This is a genomic window from uncultured Phascolarctobacterium sp. (genome assembly GCF_905212365.1).
In the GTDB taxonomy this organism is placed as follows: domain Bacteria; phylum Bacillota; class Negativicutes; order Acidaminococcales; family Acidaminococcaceae; genus Phascolarctobacterium_A.
In genome coordinates this window covers 1-22,672 of the sequence record NZ_CAJMEH010000028.1, presented here as the reverse complement: position 1 = coordinate 22,672, position 22,672 = coordinate 1, and the positions used below count along the sequence as shown (strand labels likewise).

Below are 22,672 nucleotides of genomic sequence, written 5' to 3'. Positions count from 1 at the left end.
CCGCCGTAATACGCCTTTGGAAAATATAGAAGCGCTGGTACTGCCGCAGCTGGAGGCCTTAGGGCTGGATAAACGCTGCGTGGCCGGTATCGCTTCCGTTGATTTGAAAAAAGACGAGCAGGGGCTTTTGGCCTTTGCCCGTAAATATAATTTCCCTGCCGCTTTTTATACTGCCGGTGAGCTGAACGCGGTAGAGGGCGATTTTACGCCTTCTTCCTTTGTGCAGAGCGTGGTGGGCGTCAGCAATGTCTGCGAGCGCAGCGCTGTGAAAGACAGCGGCGGCAGGCTGCTGCTGCGCAAAACGAGCCTGAACGGCGTAACGCTGGCTGTGGCGGCAGAGGACCTGGTGCTGGATTTTGGGCATACGGGTCTTAAAACTAAGTAAGGATGGTGCAAAATGTCCAAATTATATGTTGTGGGCCTGGGCCCCGGCGGTGTTGAGCAAATGACAAAAAGAGCCTATGACGCTCTTATGGCCTGCGACGTGATTGCCGGCTACCATGTATATGTTAATCTGATAAAAGACGATTTTGCCGAGAAGGAATTTCTTTCCACCGGTATGCGCAAGGAAGTTGACCGCTGCAAGCTGGCGTTGGACGAAGCCTTAAAGGGCAAAACCGTGGCTATGATTTCCAGCGGCGACGCAGGCGTATACGGTATGGCCGGTATTATGTGTCAGGTTGCCAAGGAGCATCCGGAAATTGAAATAGAGGTTATTCCCGGTATTACCGCTGCCTGCTCCGGCGCAGCCGTTTTGGGCGCGCCCCTGATCAGCGATTTCTGCCTGATTTCCCTCAGCGATTTACTGACTCCCTGGGAAAAGATTGCTAAACGTCTGGATTGCGCTTCCAAGGCTGATTTCTGCATCTGCCTGTACAATCCGTCCAGCTTTAAGCGTCACGATTATCTGCAAAAGGCCTGCGATATTATGCTGCAGAACCAGCCGGGCACTATTCCCGCAGGGATCGTGCGCAATATTGGCCGCGAGGGCCAGTCCTATGAGCTGACCACCTTGGCAGAGCTGCGCGATAAAGAGGTGGATATGTTCTCCACCGTTATTATCGGCAATACGCAGACCGAGGTAATCAACGGCCGTTTAGTAACCCCGCGCGGTTACAAACTGGCATGAAACCGGTTATTTGGTTGATTGGCGGCACCAGCGAAGGCCGCCGCCTGATTAAGGAGCTGGCGTCCTATCCGGTGCAGCTTTTCGTCAGCGTAGCTACGCAGTACGGAGCGGCGCTGATCGAGCCTCAGGATAATTTAACCGTTGTAGCCGAGCGCATGGACGAGGCGGCTATGCGAGCCTTTCTGCACCAGCACAAGCCCGACTGCGTTATTGACGCTACCCATCCCTACGCTACGGTGGTGACGGCGACGGTGAAAGCGGCCTGCGAAAAGGAGGGCTGCCATTACCTGCGGCTGGTGCGTCCGGCAGGCGAGGGCGGCAATTATATTACCGTCCATGATTTCGGCGAGGCGGTGGAGCTGCTGAACCATTTGGAGGGCGGCATCTTTCTGACCACCGGCAGCAAAAACCTGCCGGACTTTACGGCGGTCAAGGATTATGCCGAGCGTATAGCTCTGCGTATTCTGCCCATGGAAAGCAGTCTGCAAAGCGCCTTGAGCCTGGGCTATAAGCCTGCTCATATCGTATGTATGCAGGGGCCCTTCGCCAAGGATCTGAATATCGCCATGCTGAAAAAATTCGGCAGCAAATATATGGTGACTAAGGATTCGGGCAGCGTGGGCGGCTTTGAGGAAAAGGCGGAGGCTGCGGAAGCGGCCGGAGCTAGGCTGATCGTCATTGGGCGTTCCGAACAGGAAAGCGGCGCAGGTTTTAGCGAGATAATCAATTATCTGCGTGTGCAGTATAAACAAGCCGCCGGTGATATTGTAGGAGAACATCAATGCTTAAAGTAAATATAATCGGCATCGGCCCCGGCAATCCCGATCTTTTGACCGGCGCTGCCCGTCAGGCCATTGCCGAAAGCAATATTTTGATTGGCGATAAAAGAATGCTTTCTGCCTTTGCAGAGAGCGGCAAAAAGGTATATGATACTATCAAGACCTCGGCTATTGCCGAAATTGCCGCGCAGGCCGATCCTGAAAGGGATGTGGTAGCGGTGCTGGTTTCCGGCGACGTGGGCTTTTTCAGCCTGGCCAAAACTATCAGCGGCAAGCTGCCGGACTGCGAATGCGTGCGCTACTGCGGCATCAGCAGCCTGGTGTATTTTGCCGCCAAGCTGCAAATGTCCTGGGACGACGCTAAAATCGTCAGCATGCACGGCCGACAGCAGAACCTTGTAACTGCGGTAGCGCAGAACAAAAAGGTCTTTTCCCTGACCGGCGGCGATAATTCGCCGCAAAGCCTGTGCGCACAGCTGTGCGAGCATGGCTTGGGTCATGTGCAGGTCTATGTGGGCGAAAACCTGTCCTATCCCGAAGAGAAGATTACCAGCGGCACGGCGGAACAGATTAGTGCCTTGCAGTTTCCGTCCCTGTCCGTAATGATGCTGCTTAACGAGGAGTCCGGCGGCTTTACCCCCGTAGTACACGGCTTGGCCGACGATCTGTTTTTGCGCAGCAAGGTTCCCATGACCAAGCAGGAGGTACGCAGCGTATCAATGTCTAAGCTGATGCCTAAAGCGACGGATCTGATTTATGATATCGGCGCAGGCACCGGCTCCTGCTCCATAGAGCTGGCGCTGCTGGCTAAGGAGGGCAGGGTGTGGGCCTTTGAGCGCAATCCTGTGGCAGTAGAGCTGCTGGGTAAGAACAAAGCGCTGTTCGGCGTGCAGAATCTGGAGATCGTAGCGGGCGAGGCCTTGGAAAATATTCGCTCCATGCCTGCTCCCGACTGCGTTTTCGTAGGCGGCAGCGGCGGCGATTTGTGTGAAATGCTGGACGTAATCTACGCTAAGAACAGCAGCTGTCGTGTGGTAATTAACGCCATTACGGTGGAAACGCTGGCGGAGGTTGCGGCTTACTATAAGGAGCATCAGGAGTACTCCTTGGAGATCGTCAATGTTTTTGTTGCCCGCAGCAAGCATTTGGGCAATTATAATTTGATGATGGCGCAAAATCCTGTATATGTAATGACTGCTTTGAAAAAGGAAGATTAGCATGGCTGAAATCAAGGTGCCTCGTTTTATGATTAGCGCGCCGGGCAGCGGCAGCGGCAAAACAACTATTGTCTGCGGGCTGCTTAAGGCGCTGATGGACAAAGGGCTGGCGGTCGCCGCCTTTAAATCCGGACCCGACTATATCGACCCCATGTTCCATTCCCGTGTGATCGGCGCAAAATCCCGTAATTTGGACATCTTCATGCTGGGGAAGGAAACGTCCCGCTATTTGGTGGCTAAAAACTGCCGCCGGACGGATATAGCCGTTTTTGAAGGAGCCATGGGCTATTACGACGGTATGGGTAAAACATCGGAGGCCAGCGCCTACGACTTGGCCTGTACCTGCGATACGCCCGTAGTTCTGGTGGTCAACGGCAAGGGAGCCGCCTTATCCATTGCCGCAACGATCAAGGGCTTTAAGGATTTTCGTCCTGACAGTCATATTGCGGGAGCTATCCTGAACAATGTTAATCCCATGAGCTACCTTTTCTATAAGGAGGTCATCGAGCAGGAGACTGGCGTAAAGCTTTTCGGTTATTTCCCCGTGATGCAGGACTGTAATTTTGAAAGCCGTCACCTTGGCCTGGTAACAGCCGAGGAGATTGGTGATTTGCAGCAAATTGTAGAGCGTTTGGCGGTGCAGGCGGCTAAGTCCATTGATTTGGACGGCCTTGTGGCCCTTGCACAGCAGGCCGCGCCTTTGACTTATACGCCGGTAAGCCTTGAACCGGTGGGTAAGGTTCGCGTGGCTATCGCTCAGGATAAAGCCTTTTGCTTTTATTACCAGGATGCTTTGGACCTGCTTACGGAGCTGGGAGCGGAGCTTGTTCCTTTCAGCCCCTTGACGGATAAGCATTTGCCTGCGGATTGCAGCGGACTGGTTTTGGGTGGCGGCTATCCGGAGCTTTATGCGGCACAGCTGGCCGGTAATCAGGAAATGCTGCAGGAGGTAAAGACCGCCTTGGACGGCGGTATGCCTTGCTTTGCTGAATGCGGCGGCTTTATGTATCTGCTGGAGCGCTACCGCGAGGGAGAGCATACCTATAATTGGGTAGGCGCTCTGCCGGGAGAAACGGCTATGACGAAGAAGCTGACCCGTTTTGGTTATGTACACTTAACGGCGCAGCAGGACAATGTGCTGTGCGCCAAGGGCGGCAGAATCAATGGCCATGAGTTCCATTATTCTGACAGTACCAATAACGGCAGCAGCTTTGTGGCTGCCAAGGCTTCAGGCCGCGGCAGCTGGGAATGCGCGACGGCTACGGCTGATATGTACGCTGGGTATCCGCATATTCATTTGTGGGGCAACGTGGATTTTGCCCGCAGCTTTGTAGCGCGCTGCTGCGCTTATAAGGCTGAAAAATAACGCGCTGTGAAGCGCTTTGTATGCAGTTTTGCTGCAAATTTACTGGCAAGCAATGTTTGAAGGGGATGGATCTATGTTATCATTGACCGCTATTATAGCGGGTTTCATTTTAGACTTAATATTCGGAGATCCCCATTGGCTGCCACATCCTATTTGTTTGATAGGCAACATGATCGGCTTTTTGGAGCGCAATCTGCGCAGGCTGCTGGAGCCTGGAAAATGGGCCTTGCTGTGCGGCGGCGCCTTGATGGTGGCGATAGTTCTAGTCGTCTCCTTCGCCGTACCCTACGCCATCCTGTATTGTGCAGGGCAGGTGCATCCATGGCTGCGCTGGGCTTTAGAAACCGTTATGTGCTACCAGATTTTTGCGACCAAGTGTCTGAGAGACGAGAGCATGAAGGTCTTTACCGCGCTGCAAAGCGGCGATCTGGTCGACGCCAGAGTAAAACTTTCCTGGATCGTGGGCCGCGATACGCAGAACCTGGACGAGGAGGAAGTAACTAAGGGCGCGGTGGAAACCGTAGCTGAAAATACTGCCGACGGCATTATAGCGCCTATGCTGTATATGTTTTTAGGCGGCGCGCCTTTAGCATTTTTATACAAGGGCATCAATACCATGGATTCCATGGTGGGCTATAAAAATGATAAGTTCCTGTATTTTGGACGCTGCGCGGCCAAGCTGGATGATTTGGCTAATCTGATTCCGGCGCGCATTACGGGACTGGTAATGATTCTGGCGTCGTATTTTCTTAATCTGGACACTAAAAACGCCTGGAAGATTTTCTGGCGCGACCGTTATAACCATTTAAGCCCCAATTCGGCCATGACGGAGTCGGTGACAGCCGGCGCCTTGAACATTCAGCTGGGCGGCGATCATTTTTATTTCGGCAAGCTGGTACATAAGGACACCATTGGCGACGATTTGCGTCCCGTGCGTCCTGACGATATTGCGGCGGCCAATAATCTGCTGTATATGACGGCGGTGTTGTGTCTGCTGCTGTTTTCACTGGTGTATTTGATTAATATTTTACTTTAAAGAACTGAGGGTGTAGTAATGTACAAGTATGAGCACGGCGGCGATATCTATACAGAAAAAACCACTGCTGACGGCAAGCCTTTAGTGGATTTTTCCGCCAACATCAACCCTCTTGGTTTGCCGCTGGGTGTAAAGGAAGCGATGAAAGCGGCGATCAAGGAATGCGGCAATTATCCGGATCCTTTCTGCCGCAAACTGCGGGAGGCGACAGCAGCCTATTTGAATGTGAGGCCCGAATATCTTTTCTTCGGCAATGGCGCTTCCGACCTGCTTTTCCGTCTGGCTGTTGCCTTGAAGCCGACGCGAGGCATGGTGTATGCGCCAACCTTTGCAGATTATGCCAAGGCATTGCGGGCAGTGAAATGCAATGTAAGAAATTATTATTTACTTGAAGAAAACGACTTTTTGCCTACTAAAAATATTGTCGGCAAGATGACGACGCGCACTGATATTTTTGTTATCTGCAATCCCAATAATCCTACGGGGCAGATTACCAGCCGCGCCGTTATTGAGCGGATGCTGCAAAAATGTCGCGTTATAAATTGCAAGCTTTTGGTAGACGAATGCTTTATGGATTTTGTGGCGCCGGAAAAGGCTTTCAGCGTATGCGATTTGTTGGAAGAATATCCCGAGTTGATTATTCTGAAGGCCTTTACTAAAACTTTTGCTATGCCCGGCGTCCGTTTGGGCTATTTGATGTGCTCCGATATGGAGATGCATGAAAAGCTGTATCAGAGCGGGCAGGATTGGAGCGTATCCGTGCTGGCGCAGGCAGCGGGTATTGCGGCCTTGAAGGAACAGGAATATCTGCACGAATCCATGATGCTGGTACAGGAGGAGCGTCAATACCTTATTTCCCAGCTTAAGTCGTTGGGAGCTAAGGTTTACGGCTCAGAAGCTAATTACGTCTTCTTTTATTTGTCTCAGCCGAAAAATCTTGACGGTTTACTGCGGGAGCAGGGCTATATTATTCGTTCCTGCGCTAATTATGATAATTTGGGACGGGGCTATTATCGTATTGCGGTGAAAACGAGAGTGCTGAACCGCGGTCTGATTAAAGCGATTAAGGAAGCAAAAAAGCATGCGCTCTTTATTAATTTTAATTGACGGACTGGGGGACGAGCCGATTCCGGCTTGGCAGGGGCAGACGCCCTTTGAGCGCGCCAGCCATCCGGCTATGGACGCTTTGGCGGCGGCCGGAGGCGTCAGCTACCTCAGTATATGTGAAAAGGATATTGTGCCGGAAAGCTGCAGCTGCATTCTGAGACTTTTAGGCGTAGCTAAGCAGGATATTCCCCATAACAGGGCGTATTTGGAGCTGCTGGCCCATGGCAGGGATATTTCGGAATATGAGATGGTGCTGCGCTGCAATCTGGCAGCGGTGGACGAAAACGGCATATTAGCCGCGTTCAACGGGCGGGGACTGACGGCGGCGGAAATGTGCCGTGCCGCACATGCCTGTGATAATGTGCTGAAGGATATTGAATTTATCCATCTGTCGGAATACCGCAACCTGCTCGTTATGAATAAGGAGGCAGGCGTTTTGGATTGCAATGTGCGTCCGCCGCACGAAAGCGCGGGTGGCAAAGCGGAGGAGCTGCTGGAGCCTTTGCGGCGGCAGTCCTTGTCTATCAGCTATTTTCTGAAGGAAACTAACAAGCGTTTGATTCCCTTCGCTCACGACGGCCTGCATTATGTGCTGTATCCCTGGGGCGCTTCGGCGCGTCAGGAGCTGCCCTCCTTTGCCAGTCTGCACGGACTGCGGGGTGGGGCGGTATGTAAGGCCGAAATTGTGGCGGGCATAGCCAGAGCCTTGGGTATGGAGGTATGTATTCCTCCTAAGGCTACGGGAGACGTGGATACGGATATTGCCGCTAAAGCGGAGGGTGCCTTGAACCTCCTGGAGCGCAATGATTTCGTTATCGCGCATTTCAACGGTTCCGACGAAGCCGCTCACCGCTATGATTATGCTGCTAAGGCGGACTTTATTGCCCGCATTGATCAGGAATTTTTGCAGAATGTCAGCAGCCGTTATCACGAGCCTTTAAAGGTGGTCGTCTGCGGCGATCACGTGACCAGCTCGGTAACGGGCAAGCACGGCGACGGCTGTACGCCTGTGGTGGCAGGGTATCTGAACGCGCCGCCGCGTCACTGCGTTTTTGACAGCTATCGCCAGATATTAGACTTTTTGATGAAAGAGAGTGATTAAAGTGGCAAAAGCAATAATGGTAGTTGGTACCATGTCCAATGCCGGTAAAAGTCTGCTTACGGCAGGTCTGTGCCGCGTTTTTAATCAGGATGGTTATAAGGTAGCGCCCTTTAAATCTCAAAATATGGCGCTTAATTCCTTTATTACCAAGGAAGGGGCCGAAATGGGCCGCGCTCAGGTTGTACAGGCCGAGGCTGCCAATATCGAGCCCAGCGTATTGATGAATCCCATTTTGCTCAAGCCTACCAGCGACAGCGGCTCCCAGGTGATTGTCAACGGCGAAGCCATCGGCACCATGCGCGCCGGAGAGTATTATGCCATGAAGCATACTCTGCGCCCCAGAGTGCAGGAAGCCTTTGACGCTTTGGCAGATCAGTACGATATCGTATGTATTGAGGGCGCGGGCAGCCCTGCTGAAATCAACATCAAAAAGGACGATTTTGTCAATATGGGTATGGCTAAAATGGCTAAGGCTCCGGTGCTTTTGGTAGCGGATATTGACCGCGGCGGCGTTTTTGCCTCCATTTACGGTACGCTGATGCTGCTGGAGGAGGACGAGCGGGCCATGGTCAAGGGCGTTATCATTAATAAATTCCGCGGCGACGTGGAAATTTTGCGCCCCGGCTTGAAAATGATCGAGGATAAAACTGGCGTGCCCGTCATAGGCGTGCTTCCCATGCTCAACGTGGATATTGAAGACGAGGACAGCCTGTCGGAGCGCATCAGCGGCCGCAGCGAAGTTAATCTGGTGGATATCGCCGTAGTGCGTATTCCCAGAATGTCCAATTATACCGACTTTAACGTATTCGAGCTGATTCCCGGCGTATCCCTGCGCTATGTGCAGAACGTGCGCGATTTGGGCAATCCCGATATGATTATTATTCCCGGTACGAAAAATACCATCGGCGATTTGAAATGGCTGCGTCAGAGCGGTATGGAAGCCGCTATTTTAAAGCATGCCAGCAACGGCACCGTTATTTTTGGCGTTTGCGGCGGCTATCAGATGCTGGGCAAAAATATTTCCGACCCTTACGGCGTAGAGGAGGGCGGCGATACTCCGGGCCTTGGCTTGCTGGATATAGAAACCTCCTTTATCGAGCATAAGCGTACTATTCAAATGGAGGGGCGCTTTGGTCAGGTTAAGGGTATCTTCTCCGAGCTCAGCGGTATGCCGCTGTTTGGCTATGAGATTCATTCTGGCGTTACTAAATTCCCGGAGCAGGAAGCCTTGACTACTATTCATCCCATCCATGAAGCGGGGGAGGATATGCCGGAGGGCTCTCAGAACATTACCTATAAAATGAATGTGTACGGCACATATGTACACGGCGTCTTTGACGGCGACGGCATTGCCGTGAAGATAGTAGAAGCGCTGCTGGCGAAAAAGGGCCTGCACATGGACGATATTAAAACCATCAATTTTGCCGACTACAAACGGCAGCAGTACGACATTCTGGCCGACAGCGTGCGCGCCAATCTGGATATGCCGAAGATTTACGAAATTCTGGAGGCTGGTGTCTGATGGAAAACGGCGGCCTGATTCATATTTACTGCGGTGACGGCAAGGGGAAAACAACGGCAGCCATTGGCTTGGCTGTTCGCTGCAGCGGTCACGGCAACCATGTGCTTTTGGTGCAGTTTCTCAAAAGCAGACCTACGGGAGAGCTGAAAAGCTTGGCTTTGCTGCCCAATATTGAGATTATGCGCGGCAAGGAAACGAAGAAATTCACCTTTCAGATGAACGATGAGGAAAAGGCCCAAGTGAAGGGTGAGCACCTGGCTTTATTCGCAAAGGTTAAGCAGAAATGCATGGACGAGCATATTGATCTGCTTATTCTTGACGAGGTTATCGGCGCCTGCAATACGGGCGTTTTTGATAAAGATGTTTTAGTTGATTTTCTGCGGCATAAGCCGCAGCAGATGGAGGTTGTGCTTACGGGTCGTAATCCTGCTCCCGAGCTGGTGGAGCTGGCCGATTACGTTTCCGAAATCTGTAAGCGCAAGCATCCCTTTGAAAGGGGAATACCTGCGCGTACAGGCATTGAAAGATGAGCGCGCCAGAATTTATCTATCGTTTGGGTTGAGAAAGGTAGGAAGAAGATGCATTTACAAAACGTATTGCCTGCTGATATTGAAAAACGCAGCATGGAGATCATTGGCGAAGAATTAGGCCAGATTAAAATTGACCCTGAAAAGCTGGATATCGTGAAGCGCGTTATCCACACCTCCGCGGATTTTGATTATGCGCGTAATCTGCTGTTTTCGGACGGCGTAGTGGAAAAGGCTTTGGCTGCGTTGGAGAAGGGCGCTACCATCGTTACCGATACTAATATGGCCTGCACCGGCATCAATAAGATGGGCCTGAGCAAGCTGGGCGCTAAGGCAGTTTGCTTTATGGCTGACGCCGACGTAGCGGCCCGCGCTAAGGAGGCTGGCTCCACCAGAGCTGCTGCCTGCATGGAAAAGGCCTGCGCTATCGAAGGTCCGGTAATTATTGCCGTGGGCAACGCTCCTACGGCGCTGGTACGCCTGGACGAGCTTGTAAAAGAAGGCAAAATTAAACCGGAGCTGGTTATCGGCGTACCTGTTGGCTTTGTCAATGTGGTGGAATCCAAGGAAATCATCATGCAGACAGGCATTCCTTATATCGTTGCCCGCGGCCGCAAGGGCGGCAGCAACGTGGCGGCAGCTATCTGCAATGCGCTGATTTATAAGCTGACCCGCAAATAAGCCTGCGTTGTACGCATTCTGTAAAAATATCGCTTTGGCCGCAGTTTTTTGCAGAAAAATAGTTGACATCCAGCGGATATTTATGTATAATATACTTCGTTGATTGAAGATCAACCTTATTCCCCGATAGTTCAGCCGGTAGAACACCTGACTGTTAATCAGGGCGTCGTAGGTTCGAGTCCTACTCGGGGAGCCAGAAAAATTATGCCAGAATCGTAAGGTTCTGGCTTTTTTTATCATTAGGTATGGTCTTGCATTTTGGAGAAGCGATATACTTTAAATGGCCGAAAAGTGTTGATTGTAAAGGCAGAGCTTTGCCTCCTTCCTGCTGGAAGAGGTCACAACTCTTTTAGTCTAACATATTTCAGAAAATTTTGCAAATAGAATCATGACAGGATTTTACTGCTTAATATACTTTTGTTCCTAATCAAAAAGCTTTTGCATTAAGAGAAAAGGTGGTATAATAGAAGTAGTAAAATACAACAGCAAAGGAGTTGTTTTCATGGAAGAAGCCGTTTTATACGCTGTAGAAAATCATATTGCCACTATTACCATGAATCGGCCAAAAAGCCTTAATTCGATGAACGATGGGCTTATCAATGGCCTGCATGACGCTTTGGACAAGGCTGAGGCTGACAGCGAGGTGAAGTGCATAGTGCTGACGGGCAGCGGCAAAGCCTTCTGCGCAGGCGGCGATTTAAGCTATCTTAACGGGCTGACCGGCACGGCAGCTAAGAAAGCCTTTATCGCTAAGGTAGGGGACGTGGCTAAACGCATTACTGTTATGGAAAAGCCGGTAATCGCTTATGTCAACGGTGTTACTGCCGGTGCAGGTGTAAATTTGATGCTGGCCTGCGATTTGGTTTACGCTTCCAGCAAAGCCCGTTTTGGCGAGAGTTTTGCCAAGGTTGGCTTGATTCCTGACTGCGGCGGTTTATACTTTTTGCCTAAGGCAATAGGCGTGCATAAGGCTAAGGAGCTGATGTTTACCGGCGACTTAATTGATGCGCCTACGGCGGCTGCTTTGGGAATGCTTAACCATGTGTGCGACGACGCCGAGCTGAAGGATAAGGTTTATGAGATGGCGGGACGTTTGGCTGCCAGCGCTCCTCTGGCTATCGGCCTGACTAAGAAGTATCTGAACAATACTGCTCTTACCTTGGACGAAGTGCTGGCTATTGAAGAAACTACCCAGTCCCTGCTCATGGGTACCGACGACTGCAAGGAAGGCATCGCCGCTTTCTATGAAAAGCGTCCGCCTGCTTTTACGGGAAAATAACAAAATTTTTACGGAATCGTCACAGAAAAACTGCGGCGGTTCCGTTTTCTTTTTGACTTAATAATACAAGCTGTTGTATAATTGTACCATTAAGATATTTTCTACCGGAGGCTATGATGCTTGATTTAAGTACCATGATATACCGTATTCCTGCTTTGCTGTTCGCCATATCCATTCATGAATATGCGCACGCTCAATGTGCGGACAGCATGGGAGACCCGACGGCGCGCTACGCAGGACGGCTGACCTTTAACCCGCTGGCGCATCTTGACCCGATTGGCGCAGTGCTGCTGGTGGTGGCCGGTTTTGGCTGGGCTAAGGGTGTGCCTATCAATGTCAATAATTTCCGCAACCGCCGCGAAGGTATTTTAAAGGTATCTTTTGCCGGACCTGCGGCTAATCTCTTTTTGTGCTTTTTGGCGGCTCTGCTGATGGCGCTGACCAATCGCCTGGGCTTGATGAGCGATGGTATGTACCGTTTTTTGCTGTGGATGCAGCTGTATAACGTATGGTTTGCTTTTTTCAACCTGATTCCCATTCCGCCCTTGGACGGTTCGCGCATTTTATCCGAGCTGCTGCCTGCCAAGCAGTCCTGGCAGTTTAATAATATAGTTGACCGTTACGGCTTCTTTATTCTTATCGCATTGGTTTTTACCGGTATTACCGGTATGATTATCAATCCCTTGGCTAACGGCTATCTGATGCTGGTTAACAGCCTGCTGCGTATTGTCTTTTAATTTGCCGCAATGAAGGATTTGTCGTTAAAGCTTAACGCTTTTGAAGGGCCTCTCGATTTATTGATGCATTTGATTGAGAGGGATAAAATCGATATTTACGATATCCCCATCGTGGAGATTACGGAGCAGTACATCAGCTATCTGCGTAATCTCAGCGAATTTGATATGGAAATAGCCAGCGAATTTCTGGTGATGGCGGCTACGCTGTTGCAAATAAAATCGCGGCTGCTGCTGCCTAAGGAGGCGGCTGCTGACGATGGGGAGGAGGCCGACCCGCGTCAGCAGCTGGTGGAAATGCTGGTGGAATACCGCCGCATTAAGCGAGCCGCTAATATGCTGCGCAGCCTAAAGGAGGAAGCTGATCGTTTCGGCCAGCGCCCGCCCATGTTTGCCAATATGGTGGAGCGCAATGTGGGGCATTATCCGGTGCAGGATTTACTCAAAGCCTTGGCTGGCATGCTTGCTGGCGGCAGCAGGCCCACGGCCTTTATCGAGCCGCAGGCCTTCAGTGTGCAGGAGAAAATGTCCGCTATTTTGCAGCGGCTTAAGCGTCATCCCCACGGCTTTTTGCTTAACGAGCTGTTCCGTTCGGGGCGGCCCGGCGAAAAGGTGGCGGCTTTTCTGGCGGTGTTGGAGCTGCTGAAGCTGGGGATAGTAACTATCAGCCAAGCGCAGCATTTCGCGCCCATTTATATTTTCGGCAGACAGGGGGAAGGCAGCCATGTATCATGAGCAGATGACGGGAGCGCTGGAGGCGGTGCTTTTTGCCGCAGGCGAACCTATCAGCGTGGGAGAACTGGCCAATGTATTGCAGCTGGAAAAGCCCCAGGTTTGGGAGCTGCTGTCCACGCTGGAGCACAGCTATGAGAACGAAGCCCGCGGCCTGATGCTGCGTCAGGTGGGCGAGGGCTATCAGCTGGTGACAAAGCCTGTGCATTATCGGCTGCTGAGCAATTTAAATCAGAAAAAAGAGGTCAAACTGACTAACGCAGCCATGGAAACACTGGCGATTATCGCTTTTAAGCAGCCTGTGACTCGCGCGGAAATGGAAGCTATCCGCGGCGTCAAGGTGGACGGCGTGCTGGGAACGCTGCTGGATTTAGGTTTAGTGACGGAAGCCGGACGCAAGAAGGCTTTGGGCAACCCCATATTATACGCCACCACCGATAAATTCCTGACGGTGTTTGGGCTGGCGTCGCTGCAGGACCTGCCTGCCGTAGAGCCCTTGCCTGAGGACGAGCAGGAGGCGGTACAGCAGATGCTGTCCTTGGAAGATAACCGCGAAAATAATGAATTAAAGGAATAATAGATTAGATGGAAGAACGTTTACAAAAGATTTTGGCCGCGACAGGTATCGCCTCCCGCCGCGAAGCAGAAAAGATTATTACGGCGGGCCGCGTCCGCGTTAACGGTAAAGTTGTGACCGAGCTGGGCAGCAAGTTTGACCCGGCCAGAACGCGTATTATGGTGGACGGTAAACCCATTAAAGCCGAAAGCAAGGCCTATTATATGTTTTATAAGCCCCGCGGCGTGGTTACGACTATGAGCGACCCGGAAAACCGGCGCAGCATTGCCGATTTTGTCAAGGATTTGCCGGAGCGGGTGTTTCCCGTTGGCCGCCTGGATTACAATACCGAAGGACTGCTGCTGCTGACTAACGACGGCGCGCTGGCCCAGGCTTTGATGCACCCCAGCCACGAGGTTAATAAAACCTATCTTGTGAAGGTGCCGGGTATTGTACCCGATGAGAAGCTGGACCTGCTGCGCATGGGCATTAAGCTGGAGGACGGTATGACGGCTCCGGCGGTGGTTAATCTACGCAGCTATGAGCACGAGCATAATTTTACGCTGTTCGACATCACTATTCACGAAGGACGCAACCGGCAGGTACGCCGGATGTGCGACGCCATCGGCTTCCCTGTGCGCGATTTAAAACGCATTAAAATGGGGCCGCTGACCTTGAGCAATCTGGGACGCGGTAAATTCCGTGAGCTGACCGACGGCGAGCTGGCGGCTTTAAAAAAGGCGGCTAAGCTATGAGCCGGGTAGTTATCATCGGCGGTGGGGCTGCCGGACTCTTGGCAGGCATCGCGGCGGCGCAGAACGGCGCCAGCGTTACGATTTTGGAAAAAATGCGCCAACCTGGCAAAAAAATGCTGATTACGGGCAAAGGACGCTGCAATATTACTAACGCCTGCGATGTGCAGGAATTTGTGAAAAATCTTCCCGGAAACGGAAGATTTTTAAATAGTGCTTTACATAGGTTCACTAATAATGATATAGTAGATATGTTGGAAAATAACGGCCTGCCTACTAAGGTAGAGCGGGGCGGCAGAATTTTCCCCGTCAGCGACCGGGCTAAGGACGTGGTCGACACGTTAGTTAAGCTGTTCACCGGTTTGGGAGGCAGGCTGCTGACCGATACCAAAGCTTTGGAAATCTTGCTCAAGAACGGCAGAGCCGTCGGCGTCAAGACGGTTAACGGCGTGCATACGGCGGACGCTGTCATTCTGGCGGCGGGCGGCGCTTCCTACCCGGGAACGGGCAGCGACGGCGGCGGTGCTAAGCTGGCGGCGAAGGCCGGGCACCATATTGTGGAATTGAAGCCTTCGCTGGTGCCTTTGGAAAGCGATTATCCCTATGTGGACGATTTGCAGGGCTTGTCTTTGCGCAATGTGCAGGCGACGCTGCTAGCCGATGGCAAGAAAATTGCCAGCGAGTTCGGCGAAATGCTTTTTACCCATTTCGGCGTATCGGGCCCCATTATCCTTTCTCTGAGCAACGCTGCCGTTAAGGCGCTGAGCGCGGGGCAGGAGGTGGAGCTGCACATAGATTTAAAGCCCGCGTTGAGTGTGGAAAAGCTGGACGCCCGCTTGCAGCGCGATTTTAAGGAATACAGCCGCAAGCAGCTGGCTAACGGCATGAAGGACCTTCTGCCGCAGCGCTTGATTCCCGTTGTTTGCGATATGGCGTATCTGGACGAAGAAAAATTCGTCAACCAGATTTCACGGGAGGAACGCCTGCGCTTATTGCAGGCTTTAAAGAGCTTTTGCGTACCTATTACGGCTGCGCGTCCTATCGGCGAGGCCATCGTTACCGCCGGAGGCGTGGACGTAAGGGAAATAAATCCCAAAACCATGGAATCCAAGCTGGTCGGCGGCTTATATTTTGCCGGCGAGGTTATGGACGTGGACGGTTATACCGGCGGCTTTAATTTACAGGCTGCCTTTTCCAGCGGCTATGCCGCAGGCTGTGCAGCAGCCAATATTTAAAAAAGTGTGGTTATGTTCTATGAAAAAAATTGTTGTCGCTATTGACGGCCCTGCGGGAGCAGGCAAAAGCACTATCGCCAAACTGGTGGCCGAACGATTAGGTTACGCCTACATCGACACGGGCGCTATGTACCGCAGCGTTGCCTGGAGGTTTTTACAGACTGGTCAGCCCTTTGACGAGACTTTTATCAGTCATCTGGCAAATACTATGGTCATTCAGTTCAAGCCGGAGGCTAAGGTCAATAGAGTGTTTGTCGACGGACAGGAAGTTACGGACGCTATCCGCAGTACGGAGGTTACGGCCAACGTGTCCAGGGTAGCGGCTATCGGTGCGGTACGCGAAGCCATGGTGGAGCAGCAGCGCCGCATGGGCGACGCAGGCGGCGTGCTTATGGACGGCCGCGACATCGGTACGGTAGTATTCCCCAACGCTCAGCTGAAAATCTTCTTAACCGCTTCGGTAGAGGAGCGGGCTCAGCGCCGCTATAAGGAACTGCTGGCTAAGGGCGAGCAGGTTGATTTAGTGCAGCTGCAGCAGGATATTGCCGACCGCGACAAGCAGGACAGCGAACGGGCTATCGCGCCCTTGCGTCAGGCTGAGGACGCGCTGCTTTTGGATACCTCGCATATGAATATCGAGCAGGTAACCGAAAAAATTTTGCAGCTGGTTGAGGAGAGAGCCCAATGATTTACGCTGTCGTTAAGGTTATTTTGCGTGTATTATTTACCGTCGTGCTGCGCATGCGCGTGGAAGGAACGGAAAATATCCCCAAGGATGGGCCGCTGGTTATTGCCAGCAATCATTTAAGCTTGCTTGATCCGCCGGTTATCGGCACGGCCGCTACCCGCAAGGTGCATTTTATGGCTAAGCAGGAGCTGTTCGTACCCATACTGGGCGATATCTATAAAATATTGGGCGCATTTCCGGTGCGCCGCGGCGGCGCTGACCGCGCTGCCATTAAGCACGGCATAGAAATTTTGCAAAGCAGTCAGGTTTTGGCTATCTTCCCGGAGGGAACCCGCAGCAAGACCGGCAAGCTGGGCAAGGCTGAACCGGGCGCGCTGATGATGGCCAGCAAGGCTATGGCGACTATTGTTCCCTGCTGCGTTATCGGCACGGACTTTCAGCGTCAGGGCCGCATTTGGCCTAAGGTAACGGTACGCTTTGGCAAGCCCATGTATTTTCCGGCCGATGCCGTAATCAATAAGGAGCTTTTGCATAACATGACGGAAGACCTGATGCAGCGCATTGCACAGCTTCAGGAAGGAGTCAAAGCATGATGGAGATTAAGGTTGCCGAGTGCTGCGGCTTTTGCTACGGCGTCAAACGAGCCGTAAATATGGCGCAGGAGGCTGCGGGGCATATCCGCGGCGGCACGCTGGGGCCTTTAATTCATAATCCGCAGCTGATTGGCGAGCTGGCGCAGCAGGGCATTGCCTGCAAGGAAAGTCTCGATCAGTTCAGCTTTGGCGACACTGTCATTTTTCGTTCCCATGGGGTAGGGCCGGAAACCTACGCCGAAGCGGAGCAAAAAGGTCTGCAAATTCTGGACGCCACCTGTCCCAACGTGCGGCTGGCGCAGAAAAAAGCTGCTCAGGCAGCAGCGGACGGCTATTTTCCTGTGATCGTCGGAGAAAAAAATCATCCCGAAGTAAAAAGTATTTTAAAATGGGCAGGAAAAAACGCTATCTGTGTAGAATGTATAAAAGATATCTCTGATATACCGCAGCAGGAGCGATATGGAGTAATCATCCAGACCACTTTTGAGCTGCAAAAATTTGAAGATATATTGCAGGCCATGCAAGAGCAACGGCCCGGTGAGTACCGTGTGGAGCGCACCATCTGTCTTGCTACGGCGCAGCGGCAAAAGGCTGCCGTCAAGCTGGCGTCAGAGTCTGACGCAGTGGTAGTTATAGGCGGACGCAACAGCGCCAACACGCGGCATTTATTCGAGCTGGTGCAGGAGCATTGCAGCAAGGCATATCATATCGAAACTGCCGGCGAGCTGCGCAGCAATATGTTCAGAGATTGTCATAAAATAGGAATCACGGCGGGAGCATCCACTCCGGACCGTTTAATTAAGGAGGCTATTATAGCAATGGAAAACATGGATTTTGAAAGTATGCTCAATGAAAGTATGGAGGTAGAGGTATATCCGGGCAAAATTGTCAACGGTACCGTTATTCAACTGGATAAAGACGGCATTTATGTATCTTTTGGATATAGACATGATGGCTTGATCACTTATGCTGAGTGGAATCCGGCCGTTGATCCCGAAGAATTGATGGCAACCGTTAAACCCGGCGACGAAGTTGAGGCTAAGGTTATTCCTGGCAGCACTAAGAGCGATTTCGTTCGTCTGTCCAAGGTAAAGGCTGAGCGCGACGCAGCTTGGAAGAATGTTCCTGAGCTGGCTGAAGGCGAAAAACGCCCGACCACCGTTAAGGTACTGCGCATTATTAAAAACAAAGCTAAAAACATCGTTGGCTTAGGCGTTGCTGTAGAAGGCGTGGAAGGCTTTATGCCCGCTTCCCATGTAGAGCTGCGCCGTGTAGAGGACTTCACCCCGTACCTGGGACAAGAGCTGCAGGCTGAAATTATCGAGGTTGATTTGGAAAAGAAACGCATCGTCGTTTCCCGCCGCGACCTGCTGAAAGCTGAAAAAGAAGCTAAGGCTAAGGCTTGGAGAGAGCAGCGTGAAGCTCAAATCGCCGCTCGTAAGGAAGCTCGCGCCGCCGCTGAGGAAGCCGCTTATAATTCCGTAGAGGAAGGTCAGGTTGTTCCCGGCAAGGTAGTTAAGGTTGCTGAATTCGGCCTGTTCGTAGAGGTTGGCGAAGGCTTGGTTGGCCTGGTACACAACACCGAACTGTCTTGGGACCGCAATGTTAAGGCTGCCGACGTTGCTAAAGAAGGCGACGAAGTAACCGTACTGGTTAAGAAAATTGACCGCGAAAACAAACGCGTTGCTCTGTCCATCAAAGCTACCCTGGAAGACCCCTGGAAGGTAGAAGCCGGTCAATTCCATATCGGCGATATCGTAGAAGCAGAAGTAGTACGCTTCCTGCCCTTTGGCGCTATCGTTAAGCTGAGCGACAAGGTTGAAGGCTTGGTACATATTTCCGAAATCGCTCAAGAGCGCATCGCTAAACCGGACGACGCTCTGGAGCTGGGTCAAATCGTTAAAGCTGAGGTTATCAAAATGGACCTGGACAGCAAAAAGATCGGCCTGAGCATTTCTAAGGTAAAACGCGACGCTGAAAAGGCAGAATACCGTTCCTACATCGGTAAGAAAAACGCTTCCCTGACTCAGGATCTGTCCGAACAGCTGGAAAATCTGGAAAAATAAGAGGAGCAAACGGATATGCAGCGAGCTCAACGTAAGCTGGAACATATAAAATATGCGCTGGAACTTGGCGACGGCCCTGCTGCGACACAGCTTGCCGATCTTCGTTTCATTCATAATTGTCTGCCGGAAATCAATCCGGCAGACATTGATTTATCGGTAGAAATTTTAGGCAAACGGTTACGTTTGCCTTTTTTCATTGACGCTGTTACCGGCGGTACCGATGCTGTGACGGAGATAAATCGCAAGCTGGCGCAGGTTGCGGCGCGCGCAGGCGTCGGTATGGCCGTAGGCTCCCAGTACGGCGCAGTACGCGAGGGCAGGGGCGTGGCAAGCTACGCTGTGGTGCGGGAGGAATATCCCGATGGCCTGATTTTAGGCAATATCAGCGCTTTATCCACGCCGCAGGAGGCGCAGGCTGCCGTGGATATGCTGCAGGCCGACGCTTTGGAGCTGCATTTGAACGCAGCGCAGGAGCTGTGGATGCCTGAAGGCGATAAGGATTATGCCGGACTGCTGGATAATATGCTTGCCGTTAAGGAGCGGCTGACGGTACCTGTCATCGTCAAGGAAACCGGCTGCGGCATTGCCAGGGAGCAGTACGAGCTGCTGCTTGACCGCGGCTTTGACTGCTTTGACTGCGCGGGTGCGGGCGGCACTAATTTCCCTGCTATTGAAGCGCGCCGCTGCGGTACAAAACTGAGCGAGGACTTTGCCTGCTGGGGGTTGCCAACCTGCTGGACGCTGCTGGATGGGAAGATAGTGAGCGCGGACAAGCTGCTGCTGGCTTCCGGCGGTATCCGCAGCGGCGGCGACGCGGCGCGTGCCTTGGCATTGGGTGCGGATGCCGTCGGAATTACAGGCTCTGTGCTGCGTCTTGTTGTAGAACAGGACGTGGAGGCAGCCGCAGCTTATTTGGAAGCGCTGGGGCAAGAACTGCGCCGCTATATGCTGCTGTTAGGCTGCCGCAGCCCGCAGGAGCTGCGCCGCGTGCCTTTGGTTATCAGTGGGCCAACGCGGGATTATATCGACTGCCGCGGCTACAACCTGCAGGCGCTGTGCAGAAGCAGAAGAACGCAGGGCTGAGTTTATTTTATAATCATATATTGAGCTTATACTCCGGTGGTACTGTGAATGTGGTACGCCGGAGTTTTTTTATTGCTTTTTTTCTGGCGGTAAGAGTTTGATGACTAGAAGTGAAGGGATAGGATAAGCGTGGCTTTGGAGCACAAGCATTGAGGCGAAGCATATTGCGCGAAAATAAAATTGCATAACTAAGTAAAGGTCTTGTGGGGGGGTACAGAGATGGTATAATATAAATATAACAGTGGATGCGAGCTTGAGAGCAGACGGAAGGAGTAACGATAATTTGCTACAGCAAGCCGCACGTATATAAAATTTTTATGATGAAGGGGTGTATTTATATGAAACGGAAAAGAGCATTAGCTATGGCTATAACTTTGAGCGTGCTATTGGCTAATCATGTATCGGCTGTTGAATTGACGGCAGACAGTTCTTTATCGAAATTTCAAGATGATGGGAATGGTCTGATGATCTATCAAGGCGTTACTTTTGAGGGAGAAAATGGGGAACTTAATATTACTGGAACTGTGTCCGGGGAGAATGCTATTGATTGCACCGGTAATGGAGCACCATTTTATTTTGGCTTGCAAAATGAAGGCGTGTTAGAAAATGTTAAATCCTTAACTACTGATACTATTATCAATTTTTCTGGTACGATGTCTGTAGGCGATATAACTATTACTAAAACCGGAAATGATGCATTCTTTATAAATTCTGAAAAAGGTGCTAATGCTACAATAAATGGTAGTATTTACGTCAATTCTAAGGGTTGGGTTAATAACACAAACGGAGCAGTGATGACGCTTAATGGTAAGGATGCTGTTATTGGAGCTGAATTAGCTAATGATTATGGTGCTACGCTTAACATTAATGCTGATACTACTATTAATATGGCACTCTGGAATGTTGAAGGCGCAACACTGAATATTGCTGATGATGTTACTGTTACTACCGCTAAAGGTTTTGCTAATGCCTTTAATGGATATGAAGGTGGCATAGTTAATGCTGGTAAGGCTAATATTATCGTCACAGGGTCTTCCTATGGGTTTTCAAACTCATCTACTGCTGAAATAGGTTCAGTTACAGTATCCGGCTGGCTTGGCGCTATGAATAACGGCGACTTAACAGTTAATAATAAAATAGATGCTAAAATGAGTAATTCTGGAAAATTAACTTACAACGGCGTAGCTGCAATCAATGGTGAGTTATCTAATAGCGGCAATATTTATGCGACTAACGGTGTTTTAAAAGTAAATGGCGGTTTAGTACAATACGGAGCCGATTCTGGCATTTGGAAAAATACAGATAAAGAATTAACTGATTTGGAGATTATCGGCAGTTTATCTGTATATGGTTATCCTTGGTCAGGACAAAGCACCTTAACTGCAAAGAACATTACAACCGATGTGCTTATTAATGATGGTCATGTTAAGGCGGATAGACTGGAAGCTAAGCAGGGTTTTATTTCAAGCTATTTTGAGGGCGGAGAAAGCAGTATTGATGTTAATGAATTAGTTATCGGTAATTATGTTGATGATGATGGTAATAGTTGGGCAAGCGTTATAGGAGAGTCTCCTGCCGGCACTATTCATTACGGCAATTCTGTAGTTAGAGTTCATGAAAAGCTAGTGTTTGATTCTTCTAATGGAGTACCTATTTTAGAAAACCGAGATAGATTATTTTTGGATGGCGATGCAGTTGTTATAGAAGGCAACGGCAAGATTGTAAATCAAGAGATTTACACATATTGGTCAGGAACCTCTATTGGTGTTATTGCTAAAAATGAAAGCAAAGAAGCTATTGAAAATTTAACCATCAATTCTGAGCTTGTCAATCAGGGTGAACTTTATGTCAAAAACCTTTCAGTATTAAAGGGCGTTGACGGTATTGAGCAAGAAGATGGTACTTTTAAAGAAAGCCATGCTTTTAATGTAGACAACTTAAATATTTTAGATAGTGGCAGTTTCGAACTAAAGAAAGGCAATTACACTTTCACCAACGTAGGCGTAGGCGATAATGCTTCTTTAACTGCCGCAGGCAGCTTGGGCGTAAGCGGCACTATGGCATTGCAGGACGGAGCAAGCGTAGAAACCTTGGCCGAAAACGGCTCTATTACTGCAGGTTCGGTAAGCGTGGGCGCAGAAGGCAGTGTGACGACTAGCACTTTGTCAGTAGTGAAGAACGATACTGTAACTGGCGCTGACGGTTCCATTGTTACTGGAACAGGCAGCATCATTAATGCTACTACTGTGGGGGCAACTACGTTAACAAACGATGGCAAGCTGACGGCCAGCGACGTAACCGCTGATACGCTTACTAATAGCGGTAAGCTGAACGGTGCGAGCGTAAATGCAGGTACGATTACGAACAGCGGCACGCTGGAAGCGAAGGACGTGGAAGCGACTAAGTTGGTAAACAATAGCAATAGTACTATTGAAGCAAGCGGCAACGTCAAAGCTAATGGCGAACTGACGAATAACGGCACTTTAAC

22 protein-coding genes and 1 tRNA gene are annotated in these 22,672 nt (G+C 50.9%); all 23 read left to right on the top strand.

Going from position 1 to position 22,672, the window contains the following annotated elements; translation table 11 throughout:
* The coding region (locus tag QZ105_RS06010; RefSeq protein ID WP_293728949.1) for a cobalamin biosynthesis protein at positions 1–385 on the top strand (385 nt) is incomplete at its 5' end.
* A gap of 12 nt (positions 386–397) precedes the next feature.
* On the top strand, positions 398–1,129 hold the full coding sequence (gene cobJ, locus QZ105_RS06005) for a precorrin-3B C(17)-methyltransferase (protein ID WP_293728948.1): 732 nt from the start codon (positions 398–400) through the stop codon (positions 1,127–1,129).
* A complete protein-coding gene (gene cobK / locus QZ105_RS06000) occupies positions 1,126–1,923 on the top strand; it encodes a precorrin-6A reductase (protein WP_293728947.1) in 798 nt (265 codons plus the stop codon). The genes cobJ and cobK overlap by 4 nt, the downstream gene beginning before the upstream one ends.
* Positions 1,911–3,125, top strand: a complete 1,215-nt coding sequence (gene cbiE / locus QZ105_RS05995) for a precorrin-6y C5,15-methyltransferase (decarboxylating) subunit CbiE (protein ID WP_293728946.1) — start codon at positions 1,911–1,913, stop codon at positions 3,123–3,125. The genes cobK and cbiE overlap by 13 nt, the downstream gene beginning before the upstream one ends.
* Before the next feature lies 1 nt (position 3,126).
* A complete protein-coding gene (locus QZ105_RS05990) occupies positions 3,127–4,491 on the top strand; it encodes a cobyrinate a,c-diamide synthase (protein ID WP_293728945.1) in 1,365 nt (454 codons plus the stop codon).
* Positions 4,492–4,564: 73 nt separating this feature from the next.
* Positions 4,565–5,527 carry an adenosylcobinamide-phosphate synthase CbiB gene (cbiB, locus tag QZ105_RS05985; protein ID WP_293728944.1) on the top strand — a complete coding sequence of 321 codons (963 nt, stop codon included), beginning with the start codon at positions 4,565–4,567 and terminating at the stop codon, positions 5,525–5,527.
* Between the two features lie 18 nt (positions 5,528–5,545).
* A complete protein-coding gene (locus QZ105_RS05980) occupies positions 5,546–6,634 on the top strand; it encodes a histidinol-phosphate transaminase (RefSeq protein WP_293728943.1) in 1,089 nt (362 codons plus the stop codon).
* Positions 6,609–7,736, top strand: a complete 1,128-nt coding sequence (locus QZ105_RS05975; RefSeq protein WP_293728942.1) for a hypothetical protein — start codon at positions 6,609–6,611, stop codon at positions 7,734–7,736. Before QZ105_RS05980 ends, QZ105_RS05975 begins: the two co-directional genes overlap by 26 nt.
* 1 nt (position 7,737) lies before the next feature.
* On the top strand, positions 7,738–9,258 hold the full coding sequence (locus tag QZ105_RS05970) for a cobyric acid synthase (protein WP_293728941.1): 1,521 nt from the start codon (positions 7,738–7,740) through the stop codon (positions 9,256–9,258).
* Positions 9,258–9,788, top strand: coding sequence for a cob(I)yrinic acid a,c-diamide adenosyltransferase (locus tag QZ105_RS05965; protein WP_293728940.1), 531 nt, complete (start codon positions 9,258–9,260; stop codon positions 9,786–9,788). Before QZ105_RS05970 ends, QZ105_RS05965 begins: the two co-directional genes overlap by 1 nt.
* Before the next feature lie 48 nt (positions 9,789–9,836).
* Positions 9,837–10,466, top strand: a complete 630-nt coding sequence (locus tag QZ105_RS05960) for a precorrin-8X methylmutase (protein WP_293728939.1) — start codon at positions 9,837–9,839, stop codon at positions 10,464–10,466.
* A 120-nt stretch (positions 10,467–10,586) separates the two neighbouring features.
* A tRNA-Asn gene (locus QZ105_RS05955) sits at positions 10,587–10,662 on the top strand.
* Between the two features lie 306 nt (positions 10,663–10,968).
* Positions 10,969–11,745, top strand: coding sequence for an enoyl-CoA hydratase-related protein (locus QZ105_RS05950; protein ID WP_293728938.1), 777 nt, complete (start codon positions 10,969–10,971; stop codon positions 11,743–11,745).
* A gap of 113 nt (positions 11,746–11,858) precedes the next feature.
* Complete coding sequence (locus tag QZ105_RS05945; RefSeq protein WP_293728937.1) at positions 11,859–12,482, top strand: site-2 protease family protein; 624 nt, start codon at positions 11,859–11,861, stop codon at positions 12,480–12,482.
* 9 nt (positions 12,483–12,491) lie between these two features.
* The gene (locus QZ105_RS05940) at positions 12,492–13,214 is read left to right on the top strand and encodes a segregation/condensation protein A (RefSeq protein WP_366936001.1); all 723 of its coding nucleotides are present in this window, start codon (positions 12,492–12,494) and stop codon (positions 13,212–13,214) included.
* Positions 13,204–13,788: an SMC-Scp complex subunit ScpB gene (scpB, locus tag QZ105_RS05935; protein ID WP_293728935.1), complete on the top strand. Its 585-nt coding sequence runs from the start codon at positions 13,204–13,206 to the stop codon at positions 13,786–13,788. Before QZ105_RS05940 ends, scpB begins: the two co-directional genes overlap by 11 nt.
* An 8-nt stretch (positions 13,789–13,796) precedes the next feature.
* Positions 13,797–14,522, top strand: coding sequence for a pseudouridine synthase (locus tag QZ105_RS05930; RefSeq protein ID WP_293728934.1), 726 nt, complete (start codon positions 13,797–13,799; stop codon positions 14,520–14,522).
* Positions 14,519–15,754, top strand: a complete 1,236-nt coding sequence (locus tag QZ105_RS05925; protein WP_293728933.1) for an NAD(P)/FAD-dependent oxidoreductase — start codon at positions 14,519–14,521, stop codon at positions 15,752–15,754. Before QZ105_RS05930 ends, QZ105_RS05925 begins: the two co-directional genes overlap by 4 nt.
* 19 nt (positions 15,755–15,773) lie before the next feature.
* Positions 15,774–16,442, top strand: a complete 669-nt coding sequence (gene cmk, locus QZ105_RS05920; protein ID WP_293728932.1) for a (d)CMP kinase — start codon at positions 15,774–15,776, stop codon at positions 16,440–16,442.
* The gene (locus tag QZ105_RS05915; protein WP_293728931.1) at positions 16,439–17,035 is read left to right on the top strand and encodes a 1-acyl-sn-glycerol-3-phosphate acyltransferase; all 597 of its coding nucleotides are present in this window, start codon (positions 16,439–16,441) and stop codon (positions 17,033–17,035) included. The genes cmk and QZ105_RS05915 overlap by 4 nt, the downstream gene beginning before the upstream one ends.
* Positions 17,032–19,101: a 4-hydroxy-3-methylbut-2-enyl diphosphate reductase gene (gene ispH, locus QZ105_RS05910; protein ID WP_293728930.1), complete on the top strand. Its 2,070-nt coding sequence runs from the start codon at positions 17,032–17,034 to the stop codon at positions 19,099–19,101. Before QZ105_RS05915 ends, ispH begins: the two co-directional genes overlap by 4 nt.
* Positions 19,102–19,116: 15 nt before the next feature.
* Positions 19,117–20,184, top strand: a complete 1,068-nt coding sequence (gene fni, locus QZ105_RS05905; protein ID WP_293728929.1) for a type 2 isopentenyl-diphosphate Delta-isomerase — start codon at positions 19,117–19,119, stop codon at positions 20,182–20,184.
* Positions 20,185–20,522: 338 nt separating this feature from the next.
* Positions 20,523–22,672: hypothetical protein (locus QZ105_RS05900; RefSeq protein WP_293728928.1), on the top strand; the 2,150-nt coding region annotated here is incomplete at its 3' end.

Coding starts and splice junctions, on each gene's coding strand:
- ispH (WP_293728930.1), top strand. CDS start 17,032: ATGATGGAGATTAAGGTTGCCGAGTGCTGCGGCTTTTGCTACGGCGTC.
- fni (WP_293728929.1), top strand. CDS start 19,117: ATGCAGCGAGCTCAACGTAAGCTGGAACATATAAAATATGCGCTGGAA.
- cbiB (WP_293728944.1), top strand. CDS start 4,565: ATGTTATCATTGACCGCTATTATAGCGGGTTTCATTTTAGACTTAATA.
- QZ105_RS05990 (WP_293728945.1), top strand. CDS start 3,127: ATGGCTGAAATCAAGGTGCCTCGTTTTATGATTAGCGCGCCGGGCAGC.
- scpB (WP_293728935.1), top strand. CDS start 13,204: ATGTATCATGAGCAGATGACGGGAGCGCTGGAGGCGGTGCTTTTTGCC.
- QZ105_RS05965 (WP_293728940.1), top strand. CDS start 9,258: ATGGAAAACGGCGGCCTGATTCATATTTACTGCGGTGACGGCAAGGGG.
- QZ105_RS05940 (WP_366936001.1), top strand. CDS start 12,492: ATGAAGGATTTGTCGTTAAAGCTTAACGCTTTTGAAGGGCCTCTCGAT.
- cobK (WP_293728947.1), top strand. CDS start 1,126: ATGAAACCGGTTATTTGGTTGATTGGCGGCACCAGCGAAGGCCGCCGC.
- QZ105_RS05980 (WP_293728943.1), top strand. CDS start 5,546: ATGTACAAGTATGAGCACGGCGGCGATATCTATACAGAAAAAACCACT.
- QZ105_RS05930 (WP_293728934.1), top strand. CDS start 13,797: ATGGAAGAACGTTTACAAAAGATTTTGGCCGCGACAGGTATCGCCTCC.
- QZ105_RS05945 (WP_293728937.1), top strand. CDS start 11,859: ATGATGCTTGATTTAAGTACCATGATATACCGTATTCCTGCTTTGCTG.
- cmk (WP_293728932.1), top strand. CDS start 15,774: ATGAAAAAAATTGTTGTCGCTATTGACGGCCCTGCGGGAGCAGGCAAA.
- cbiE (WP_293728946.1), top strand. CDS start 1,911: ATGCTTAAAGTAAATATAATCGGCATCGGCCCCGGCAATCCCGATCTT.
- QZ105_RS05925 (WP_293728933.1), top strand. CDS start 14,519: ATGAGCCGGGTAGTTATCATCGGCGGTGGGGCTGCCGGACTCTTGGCA.
- QZ105_RS05915 (WP_293728931.1), top strand. CDS start 16,439: ATGATTTACGCTGTCGTTAAGGTTATTTTGCGTGTATTATTTACCGTC.
- QZ105_RS05975 (WP_293728942.1), top strand. CDS start 6,609: ATGCGCTCTTTATTAATTTTAATTGACGGACTGGGGGACGAGCCGATT.
- QZ105_RS05960 (WP_293728939.1), top strand. CDS start 9,837: ATGCATTTACAAAACGTATTGCCTGCTGATATTGAAAAACGCAGCATG.
- cobJ (WP_293728948.1), top strand. CDS start 398: ATGTCCAAATTATATGTTGTGGGCCTGGGCCCCGGCGGTGTTGAGCAA.
- QZ105_RS05950 (WP_293728938.1), top strand. CDS start 10,969: ATGGAAGAAGCCGTTTTATACGCTGTAGAAAATCATATTGCCACTATT.